Genomic DNA, 9,827 nt, shown 5'->3' on the forward strand with positions numbered 1-9,827 from the left:
TTTAAGTAACTGAAAGCCGCATTTGTAAATAGTGACTGTGTTAACAGTGAATGGTCTTCAGCTTTTATCAGCCGATTGTTGTTATTTGCAATGACCACACAGCTAACGCTTTTTGCCTGGAAGAAAACATAAAATCAAACTTCAATAACTGACAATTTTAACCAGAGACTACTTTTGATAGGGCAGAGTTAAAAAGACAAATATTTTGTACTTTATTACGAAGCCTAAACATAAAGACCCACCAATATGAATTTGACCGAATTAAAAGACAAACCCATTAGTGAATTAGTATCCTTATCTGAAGAGATGGGGTTAGAAAACCTAGCTAGAGCTAGAAAGCAAGACATTATATTTTCGATATTAAAGACCCACGCAAAAAGCGGCGAAGACATTTTTGGGGATGGTGTTCTCGAAATTCTTCAAGATGGCTTTGGTTTCTTGCGCTCAGGTGACAGCTCATATTTAGCGGGTCCAGATGATATTTACGTATCACCCAGTCAGATTCGACGTTTTAACTTGCGCACTGGCGATACAATTGCCGGGAAAATACGCCCACCAAAAGACAGTGAACGTTATTTTGCATTACTAAAAATACGTGAAGTTAACTTCGACAAACCAGAAAATTCTCGCAACAAAATACTCTTCGAAAACTTAACTCCCTTGCACGCCAATGAACGTTTTAGACTTGAGCGCGGAAATGGAAGTAAAGAAGATTTAACCGCTAGAATTCTTGATCTAGCTTCGCCGATTGGCCGTGGACAACGTGGCTTGATCGTTGCACCACCGAAAGCGGGTAAAACATTACTACTTCAGAATATTGCGCAATCAATTGCAGCAAACCATCCTGAATGCCAATTAATGGTTTTGCTAATCGACGAACGTCCGGAAGAAGTAACGGAAATGCAACGTTTGGTTAAAGGCGAAGTAATTGCTTCAACCTTTGATGAACCAGCAAGCCGTCACGTGCAAGTCGCCGAAATGGTAATTGAAAAAGCAAAACGTTTAGTTGAGCATAAGAAAGATGTTGTGATTTTACTCGATTCAATCACTCGTTTAGCTCGTGCTTACAACACCGTTATTCCATCATCTGGTAAAGTACTTACCGGTGGTGTTGATGCAAACGCATTACATAAACCAAAACGCTTCTTTGGTGCTGCACGTAATGTTGAAGAGGGCGGCAGTTTAACTATTATCGCTACCGCTCTTGTTGATACGGGTTCCAAAATGGACGAAGTTATCTACGAAGAGTTTAAAGGTACGGGTAACATGGAACTGCACCTTAACCGCAAATGCGCTGAAAAACGTGTCTTCCCAGCGATCGATTTCAACCGCTCTGGTACTCGTCGTGAAGAGTTACTTACTACTCAAGATGAATTACAGAAAATGTGGATATTGCGCAAAATCGTACATGAAATGGCAGAAATTGATGCAATGGAATTCCTTATTGGGCGATTATCGATGTCAAAAACCAACGACGAATTCTTTGAATCAATGAAGCGTATGAAGAGCTAAGCTTAGGATAAATCCTTTTGAGTTTGGCGACTTCGTCACTGAACTTATATGACAGAAGCCGAGATGTGCAAGCATCGCGGCTTTTTTTCGAAATTAATATCACTTTTCTGTGACTTTTGATAACTTTCATTGCATATAAATTGAAACATAAATAAAGCGATGGCAGAGCAAAAACGGTCAGATATTAATTTAAATCAAATGGTTGCAACTATAGCCGCAACTATGCGCTTACCATTCCTAGTATTGATGCCTGCCTGTCTGTTATTAAGCTTTGCTTTGGTGTATCAAAAGACTGGTTTCTTGCAATGGTCGTTGGTAAGTATGATCACAGTAGGCGCGATATGTGCTCACATTGCAGTCAACATGTTAAATGAATACAGTGACTTTCATTCAGGACTCGATTTTAAAACTAAAAAAACGCCATTTAGTGGCGGGAGCGGTGCTTTAGTTGTCCATCCACACACAGATAAAATGGTGCTTTTCGTTGCGTTGTTTAACTTATTTATTTGCTGTGCACTGGGCTTGTCAATGGCACATATGGTCGGTAAAGAATTACTGATTATTGGCTTGATTGGTGTGCTTATTATTATCACTTATACCAAGTGGATTAATCGCTTACCGTTTTTATGTCTATTCTCCCCAGGGCTGGCTTTTGGTGTGCTATTAGTTAATGGTAGCTACTTTGTACTTACACAGAGCTTTGAATTTGATATTTTTCTTGTGAGTTTGCTGCCATTTTTTCTGGTCAATAACTTACTGCTACTTAATCAGTTTCCGGATGTCGAGGCCGATAGTGCGCATGGCAGAAAGCATTTGTTGATTAAATATGGCTTTAAGTTCGCGGCCCAGGTTTACTTTGCTTTCGCCATATTGAGTTTCGTCACTCTCATTTGGCTAGTTGCCATTGGTATTTTACCCTTGGTTAGTACTATTGGATTATTACCGATCCTAGCAGCAATAGCCGTTGGTATTAAATTGATAAAGAGCACTACAAATAGCTCAATCTTAATAGACAGTGCTGAGCTGCTCTCGCTAATGGGAAAGAACGTAGCTATCAGTATATTTACGCCTGTTTTGATTGCTTTAAGTGTTACTGCTTTTACAATGTTGATGTAATATTTTCAGAGGTCTAAGCTAAGTTTTATACATCGTTGAGCGTGTTGCAGAATATCTGAAAAGCTCGTAATTTTATAAATTTTAAGCTACTGTCTTATATAGTTGCTAAGCAAATTCGCATGCGGCAAACGCAATGCGCGACACTAATATACATTATTCAAGGTAGATGAATTATATGAACCGATTACTTCCCTTACTTACTGCAATCTCGCTGACTGCGCTTGCAGGAAGTGCCTTCGCTGAACACCATGATTCCGTGGCAATGATGGCTGACAAAATAGAGCCTGATGTAATTAAGTGGCGTCACCATTTACACCAAAACCCAGAATTATCGAATCGCGAATTCGAAACGGCGAAGTATGTTGAAAAGTATTTGAGAAGCTTAGGTTTAGAAGTGACTACAGGCGTTGCTACCACAGGTGTGGTTGCTATTTTAGATTCTGGAAAGCCTGGTCCTACAGTCGCTCTAAGGGCTGATATGGATGGACTACCTGTGCCCGAGCAAAACGACTTACCATTCAAATCAACGGCAACTGGCATGTTGGACGGAAATGAAGTTCCTGTGATGCATGCTTGTGGTCATGATACGCATATGGCGATGCTAATGGGTGCGGCTAAGATCCTAACGGACATGAAATCTGAGCTGAACGGCAAGGTTAAATTCATCTTCCAACCAGCGGAAGAGGGCGCACCAGCGGGTGAAAAAGGCGGTGCAGAAGTGATGGTTCAAGAAGGTGTTTTGAAAAACCCTGATGTTGATGTCATTTTCGGATTGCACATAAGCGCTAACACGGATGTGGGTAAAGTTCGCTACAAGCACGGTGGTATTATGGCTGCCGTAGATCCCTTTAAAATCATTGTAAAAGGTAAGCAAGCTCATGGTGCGTACCCTTGGAAGAGCGTCGACCCTATTACCACATCGGCTCAAATTATTATGGCCTTACAAACTATTGTCAGTCGCGAAATAAAAGTGATTGATGACGCTGCAGTAGTCACAATTGGCTCTATACACGGCGGTAACCGTTCGAACATTATTCCAAATGAAGTGACTTTAGTGGGAACAATTCGCACACTAAACGAAGTGGCTAGAGAGCACATGTATGAAGCCATTCCACGCAAGGTAAAAGGTATCGCTGACAGCATGAGAGCCGAAGCTGAAGTGATTTTACCGTTGGACTATAGCTACCCAATTACCTTTAATGATCATGCCCTTATGGACCAAGTGTTGCCAACACTAATCCGCACTGCTGGCAAGGAAAATGTGATTGATTCAAAAGCGGTAACTGGCGCTGAGGATTTCTCATTCTTCCAAAAGGAAATACCAGGAATTTACCTTTGGGTTGGTGGTAAGCCTTTGAATGTTTCAGAAGAAGATTCGCCCGCTCACCACACTCCAGAGTTCTTTGTGGATGACAGTGGTATGAAGCTAGGTGTGAAACTTTTGACTAACATGACATTGGATTATATGAATAGCTCAAAATAAGCGGTAAATATCTATATAAAAAAGCACGATATTGCGTATAATATCGTGCTTTTTTAATGGCTCGAAAAAATCGATTGAATGATTTTTAGCCAAATCTGACTAAAGTGGAAATTAAAATGGCGCAAGTTGCAATTGTAATGGGTTCAACATCCGATTGGCCTACGATGCAAAAAGCAGCACTGATGCTGAAATCGCTTGGTGTTTCGTTTGAAGCAAAAGTGGTATCAGCCCATCGTACCCCAAATTTATTGGTTGAGTTTGCTGAAAATGCAGCGAGTGAAGGCGTGCAAGTTATTATTGCAGGCGCAGGCGGCGCAGCGCATTTACCTGGTATGATTGCCGCACATACACACCTTCCAGTTTTTGGTTGTCCGGTGCGCTCAAGCCAATTAAATGGTCTAGACTCTCTTCTTTCAATAGTTCAAATGCCCAAAGGCGTAGCTGTTGGGACGCTTGCGATCGGTGAAGCAGGTGCCGCAAATGCGGGACTGTTAGCGGCGCAAGTTATCGCTTTGCAAGAACCGAAAGTTCGAGATGCTATTATTGCCTTTAGGCAAGCACAAACTGAAACAGTAATGAGCAAGCAAACATTGGAATTAGACGAGTGAGAGTTTTAGTTTACGGTGCAGGCCAGTTAGCCCAAATGATGTATTTGGCAGCGGCTCCTTTAGGAGTGATTGTCAGTGCTGTAGATGTTGCAACTGAAACAGTTGTTAACCCCGTGTCGAAAAAGCCGACTGGCGTATCATTGCGAAACGCTATCCAGAATTCAAACGCAATAACCGTTGAGTTCGAGCATGTTCCTGAGCACCTTTTGTTAGATGCTGATAAAAGTGGAAAGCTTTTCCCGAACGTCGCGTCAATTTTAACGGGTGCAGATCGTGTTCGCGAAAAAGCCTTACTTATCAAAAACGACATTCCAAATTGCGATCATGTAATAATTAATCATATAGACCAACTTGATGGCCTTGTTGCGAAATTAGGCGAGAAAGTCATCTTCAAAGCAAGTCGTGATGGATACGATGGCTATGGTCAGTGGCGTATGAGTAGCAAAGCTGATTTAGTTGGTTTACGTGAAAAATTCTCTTTACTCGATCTAGAAAAAGTCCCTTTGATCGCGGAACGAATGATGCAGTTTGATCGTGAAATATCGCTAGTTGGCGCAAGAAATAAAGAGGGTGAAATAGCCTGCTTTAGTCTAGCAGAAAACTTGCACCATGAAGGCCAATTGCATGTTTCGGTAGCACCCATTACTAACCATAACGATGCACTGCAGAAAAAAGCGAATGAGATATTTGAGAAGCTCGCTTCTGCACTAGATTACGTAGGTGTTTTAGCGGTTGAGTTGTTCCAATGTGGTGACGAACTTTATGTAAACGAAATCGCACCGCGAGTTCACAACTCAGGCCATTGGACGCAACAAGGCTGTTCAACCAGCCAGTTTGAACAGCATATACGCGCAGTATTAGGCTTACCTTTGGGCAGCACGGAACTGATTGGTGTAAGTGCTATGGTCAATATTATTGGATGTTCTTCATTCAGCCGAGACTTAATCGGCATTCACAATGCACATTTGCATTGGTATGGAAAGGAAGTGAGAGTAAAGCGTAAAATGGGTCACATCAATGTGGTGGCCAAATCACATGCGAGCTTAGGCGAAAAATTGATACATTTGACTGAATTTTTACCACTTGAACATTTCCCAAAATTAGTTGGGGAAGCATCGAGATTGGAAAAAAGTTAAAAATTAAAAGATAGGCTTGACAATCAAAGCCGTATCCCTAAAATACGCACCCTTCTTGCAAGAGCAAGAGTCTTTGTTTTAGTGTGCCGACTTAGCTCAGTTGGTAGAGCAACTGACTTGTAATCAGTAGGTCACCAGTTCGATTCCGGTAGTCGGCACCATTCTCACACTCAAGCATTAACTTCACACTCAAGCATTAACTTCACAAACAAGCACGAACTGGCAACCTACTGATAAATCAGTAGCTACATTAGAGCCAGCAGTTCGATTCCGGTAGTCGGCACCATTCTCACACATAAGCATGTATGTAGATTTGAGCCTAAAGCGGAAGCTCAAGCTACCTTGGCTGACCGGTTGAACTCACACCCATTTAACGGTCGTTACTTGTAACTCGGCATTTTGCATGTAATTTTTTTGACTTAATGTTTTGGCAGGCAAAAACATCCAATTGCAGACTTTGAGGTCGTATTAGTTAAAAACCATCAATAAGCAGATCAAGACCATACTTTATGTCTTGTCGCTTTTGAGTAATGTGCGAAAACTTACTCGCTTTGAGATTTTTCTGCGACACGGTCGCTATATCAAGAAGGTCTATATAATGCTCCTCACCTGCTAGGCTACAAGGGATTTGGAGGTGACGAATTAACGTCCTACATTGCTTTTTCAAGGGTGCAACTAATAGGGATTCTACATCGTTAAAAGTTGTGTTTGTCAAAACAACAACCAGTTGGGACGAGTAACTATAAATGTGAAACTGCTCAATCATCTAGTTGTCCAATAGACTCTGAAAAGGTTCCCAGCTTTAGAATTTCTTGGTTGTGAAGTTCAACAGCTAATTTATTCTCTTTCATCCATTGAGCCTGTTTTCTAATAGAAACTTCTTTTTCCAAAGCAGATTCAAAGACAACAGAAAGTTTTATATTCAGAGCTTTGGCGGTTTTAAGTAAATCACTATTGATTGTTGTATTGCAAGCAGATTTTTGAGGCATAAAACCACCACTTAATTAATGCGCATAAATTGTGCGCGCAATGATAAGTCATTTTAACTACGTATTCAATATTAAGAGTATAAGTGTTACTTTTATTACCTGATTACAATAGGTATATCAGCAACCATTCAACTGCGGACAGTCGAGTGGTAATCCTGACGATGAAGTTTATGCCATTTTCTGACGAAGAGATTTAATGGGTTCAACGATCAATGTGTACGCGTTTCGAAACTTGAAACTTTTTTGAAAATAGATATAACTTCAAATCTATTGGAAAGCTGTCAATACATAATTTGCAAGGCTAGTCATTTAAATCCATATTCAACATATACTGTCTCTTTGATGGCTAACAACTATTTTCACTTGGGCAATAAACTAGCGTATGCTTTAGATTTAAAGCGTTGAACAGAATAATCAAAAAGGCCAGAAAATTGAGAATACTTAGCATAACCAAACACCTCAGAGAGCAAAATTGGGTCGCAGTTTTTTTAGATTTTTTCATTGTGGTAGTTGGTGTATATATGGGCTTGCAAGTGCAAGAGTGGTCATCTAAACGTGCTCAAAATGATGAAGCCGCTGCTTATCATGCTCGCTTGGCCATTGAATACGAAGCGCTAGTTGATACGCTCAAAGGACACAGTGAGTTTTATGATGGTTTCCTTCGAAACGGCATTAATTTAACTTCTATGCTGCTTGCAGAGCAGGTGATAGACCAAGATGATGCTACTCAACTAATGAAGAATAGTTTATTTTCCCTCACCCCTCCCAAAAACCCTGCTGTGTTAGATGAAATGATTTCGGCAGGGAAAATGAGCTTGATAGCAGACCCAGTGCAGCGAACACAATTGCTAAATGCTAGATATCAATTGCAATTGATAGAATCATTTTATGAGTTTCTTAATCTTGGAATTGAGGAAATTATACCGCTGATACAAGGTTGTACCGTTATCAATGGAGTACAGCCTGTAGCAGACAACGCGCCTATACCCGAAGATTTAATCTCCATTCGTTTTGATTTTACCTGTTTGCAATCTGAGCCAGAGATGCCAGTCTTAATGACAGAGTGGCTACAAAGGCTCGAAGGAATACACTCTGTTTATATTCAAACGATCGAAGAATTTGAAACGGTTACCAAGCAATTGCAAGACTTAGCTAGAGAAAACCGCTAGCATGCAATTGCACTAACTTTTTAAAAGCTTTCTAATCTGGGCAAGATTTAGTTTAGGCTAGCTTTTACAAGCGAACCATTAAACTGTCCATTTTTCCCGTTTGATGATTTTGAAATGTTCGCTTCCGCCCCAGACTTTGTGAAAACTCGGTATTGTTCACCTTTTGAGCTAAGCAGGTTTTTCTTATGATCAAACGGTCTTAGCGGACGATCCAAGTTAGGATTTTCATGGCATTTCTTTACTTGGATGCGAGGGATTTGAACAGCGTATTTTTATAGTCGCTAATTCTGATTGAAAACACAAATGCCAAACTTCAGGAGTCATCCAATTGCCGCCGCTGGCGAATACAGTAAATTTAAATATCGATGCTCTCTGATATCTCTAGCGCGTCATCAACTTCGATGCCCAGTTACCGGACCGTACTTTCTAATTTCGAATGACCGAGAAGCAATTGACAAGCCCTTATGTTTTTAGTCTTTTTGTAGATCAAAGAGGGCTTTGTTCTTCGCATTGTATGAGTGCCATAGTGCGTTCCTTCCAACCCAATTGAGTTTACCCAACCATCGACAATACGGCTATATTGCCTAGTAGATAAGGGTGGCGAATTCTTGATACGAGACTTAAAAAGATAGTCGGAATTATCTAAAGCGTCTTTCTGAATCAGTGCCTTTACAGCCTCTCGAGTCTGCTTGGTGATTTCAAACTGATCAGGCCTTCCCGTTTTTTGTTGAGTTTATTCTCGTTATAAAATAGCGGCTCTCGACTGAATATTCATTCCAAGCGCTACATCTCTAACTCGCAGTGATACAAGGTCGCAACCTCTAAGTTTACTATCTAGGCCAAGACTAAATAAGGCTAGATCTCTTATGTTCCCTGAAATTTCTAACCTGATTCGAATTGCCCACTTTTTTTATGGCTAAAGGCGCTTTTGTTTCAAAGCTAGTTTTTGACCAACGAGCTTCCCCTTATTCCAGGGCTCTTTTTTCTTATAAACGGCAATTGGGTACATAAGTATTCTCCAGGGTTCAGATAAACGGCAAACTTTGAGAATATGATTGCAATACAAATGCCGTATATAATAGTATTTAATACTACCGATAAAGCTGATGGGTGAATTATGAGCATGATTAAGAAGAGCATCACTGTTACTGATACACAGAATGAATGGATGCAAAGTCAGTTGAAAAGCGGCGAATACGCTAGTGATAGCGAATTACTAAGAGATTTAATACGCAAAGAGCAACGTCGAAACGAAGACATTAATGTCATCAGAGAAGCGCTAATTATGGGTGAGCAAAGTGGCTATTCCAAGAAATCTGCTGAAAAAATTTTGCAGGAGTTTAAAGAAAAGCGCCGCATAAATGCCTGACTACAGGCTAACTTTTGCCGCAGAAATGGACCTCGTTGACATCTTAGAATATGGCAAAGCACATTTCGGAACTCGTGCAGCCATTGAGTTTTATGAAGGTCTACAACGCGTGTTTCCAAAAATAGTTAATAATCCTGTTCAATTTACCCGAATAGATGAAGTGCGAAAAGGATACCGCAGAGCAATTTATCAAACGTATTCCATCTATTTCATCGAGCGCGAAAACTTCATAGAGATAACGCGTGTTATACGCAAGTATCCAGTATAACTATAACTAGACTGACATAAAATAACTGACGGGACACATCCCAGACTGTGTGAAAACTCCGTTTTGATCACCTTTTGAACTAAGTAGGCTGTGCTTATGATCAAACAGTCTTAGCAGGTGATCCAAGTCAATGTGTGTATTTAGTATAATTAAGCGGTAAACCAAAGCAGAAGGTTA

The 9,827-nt window shown here is 40.6% G+C and carries 10 protein-coding genes, 1 tRNA gene and 1 pseudogene; 9 read left to right on the top strand and 3 right to left on the bottom strand.

Features of this window, described 5'->3' with window-relative positions:
* The first annotated feature begins 246 nt into the window (after positions 1-246).
* The 6 genes from rho to ACKLNX_RS06530 all read left to right on the top strand — a co-directional run bounded on the left by rho (position 247) and on the right by ACKLNX_RS06530 (position 6,016).
* Entirely contained in the window at positions 247-1,512 is a 1,266-nt protein-coding gene (gene rho, locus ACKLNX_RS06505; protein WP_411692830.1) for a transcription termination factor Rho, read from the top strand.
* A gap of 222 nt (positions 1,513-1,734) precedes the next feature.
* A complete protein-coding gene (locus tag ACKLNX_RS06510; RefSeq protein WP_412971714.1) occupies positions 1,735-2,628 on the top strand; it encodes a prenyltransferase in 894 nt (297 codons plus the stop codon).
* A 262-nt stretch (positions 2,629-2,890) separates the two neighbouring features.
* Positions 2,891-4,111: an amidohydrolase gene (locus tag ACKLNX_RS06515; protein WP_412971719.1), complete on the top strand. Its 1,221-nt coding sequence runs from the start codon at positions 2,891-2,893 to the stop codon at positions 4,109-4,111.
* Positions 4,112-4,227: 116 nt separating this feature from the next.
* Positions 4,228-4,719, top strand: a complete 492-nt coding sequence (purE, locus tag ACKLNX_RS06520) for a 5-(carboxyamino)imidazole ribonucleotide mutase (RefSeq protein ID WP_411692832.1) — start codon at positions 4,228-4,230, stop codon at positions 4,717-4,719.
* Positions 4,716-5,855, top strand: a complete 1,140-nt coding sequence (locus tag ACKLNX_RS06525; protein ID WP_411692833.1) for a 5-(carboxyamino)imidazole ribonucleotide synthase — start codon at positions 4,716-4,718, stop codon at positions 5,853-5,855. The genes purE and ACKLNX_RS06525 overlap by 4 nt, the downstream gene beginning before the upstream one ends.
* A gap of 85 nt (positions 5,856-5,940) precedes the next feature.
* A tRNA-Thr gene (locus tag ACKLNX_RS06530) sits at positions 5,941-6,016 on the top strand.
* 311 nt (positions 6,017-6,327) lie between these two features.
* On the opposite strand, the gene ACKLNX_RS06535 is transcribed toward ACKLNX_RS06530, so the two are convergent.
* A complete protein-coding gene (locus tag ACKLNX_RS06535; RefSeq protein ID WP_412971715.1) occupies positions 6,328-6,621 on the bottom strand; it encodes a CcdB family protein in 294 nt (97 codons plus the stop codon).
* Complete coding sequence (locus ACKLNX_RS06540) at positions 6,614-6,844, bottom strand: type II toxin-antitoxin system CcdA family antitoxin (protein WP_411692835.1); 231 nt, start codon at positions 6,842-6,844, stop codon at positions 6,614-6,616. Before ACKLNX_RS06540 ends, ACKLNX_RS06535 begins: the two co-directional genes overlap by 8 nt.
* Before the next feature lie 431 nt (positions 6,845-7,275).
* Between ACKLNX_RS06540 and ACKLNX_RS06545 the strand changes: the two genes are divergently transcribed.
* On the top strand, positions 7,276-8,013 hold the full coding sequence (locus ACKLNX_RS06545) for a hypothetical protein (protein WP_412971716.1): 738 nt from the start codon (positions 7,276-7,278) through the stop codon (positions 8,011-8,013).
* A 409-nt stretch (positions 8,014-8,422) separates the two neighbouring features.
* Here the strand turns inward: ACKLNX_RS06545 and ACKLNX_RS06550 are convergent.
* Positions 8,423-8,731, bottom strand: a pseudogene (locus tag ACKLNX_RS06550) (tyrosine-type recombinase/integrase); the annotation flags it as partial.
* Positions 8,732-9,130: 399 nt separating this feature from the next.
* Here ACKLNX_RS06550 and ACKLNX_RS06555 point away from each other — a divergent pair.
* Together ACKLNX_RS06555 and ACKLNX_RS06560 are read left to right on the top strand one after the other, a co-directional pair.
* Positions 9,131-9,382, top strand: coding sequence for a type II toxin-antitoxin system ParD family antitoxin (locus tag ACKLNX_RS06555; protein ID WP_412971717.1), 252 nt, complete (start codon positions 9,131-9,133; stop codon positions 9,380-9,382).
* Entirely contained in the window at positions 9,375-9,650 is a 276-nt protein-coding gene (locus ACKLNX_RS06560) for a type II toxin-antitoxin system RelE/ParE family toxin (protein WP_412971718.1), read from the top strand. Before ACKLNX_RS06555 ends, ACKLNX_RS06560 begins: the two co-directional genes overlap by 8 nt.
* Positions 9,651-9,827 lie beyond the last annotated feature (177 nt).

Source organism: Glaciecola sp. MF2-115 (genome assembly GCF_047250385.1).
Taxonomy (GTDB): Bacteria; Pseudomonadota; Gammaproteobacteria; order Enterobacterales; family Alteromonadaceae; genus Glaciecola.

What these genes read in the sequence shown, in the direction of transcription:
- ACKLNX_RS06535 (WP_412971715.1), bottom strand. Translation starts at nt 6,621, where the DNA reads ATGATTGAGCAGTTTCACATTTATAGTTACTCGTCCCAACTGGTTGTT.
- ACKLNX_RS06555 (WP_412971717.1), top strand. Translation starts at nt 9,131, where the DNA reads ATGAGCATGATTAAGAAGAGCATCACTGTTACTGATACACAGAATGAA.
- rho (WP_411692830.1), top strand. Translation starts at nt 247, where the DNA reads ATGAATTTGACCGAATTAAAAGACAAACCCATTAGTGAATTAGTATCC.
- purE (WP_411692832.1), top strand. Translation starts at nt 4,228, where the DNA reads ATGGCGCAAGTTGCAATTGTAATGGGTTCAACATCCGATTGGCCTACG.
- ACKLNX_RS06510 (WP_412971714.1), top strand. Translation starts at nt 1,735, where the DNA reads ATGCGCTTACCATTCCTAGTATTGATGCCTGCCTGTCTGTTATTAAGC.
- ACKLNX_RS06540 (WP_411692835.1), bottom strand. Translation starts at nt 6,844, where the DNA reads ATGCCTCAAAAATCTGCTTGCAATACAACAATCAATAGTGATTTACTT.
- ACKLNX_RS06560 (WP_412971718.1), top strand. Translation starts at nt 9,375, where the DNA reads ATGCCTGACTACAGGCTAACTTTTGCCGCAGAAATGGACCTCGTTGAC.
- ACKLNX_RS06515 (WP_412971719.1), top strand. Translation starts at nt 2,891, where the DNA reads ATGATGGCTGACAAAATAGAGCCTGATGTAATTAAGTGGCGTCACCAT.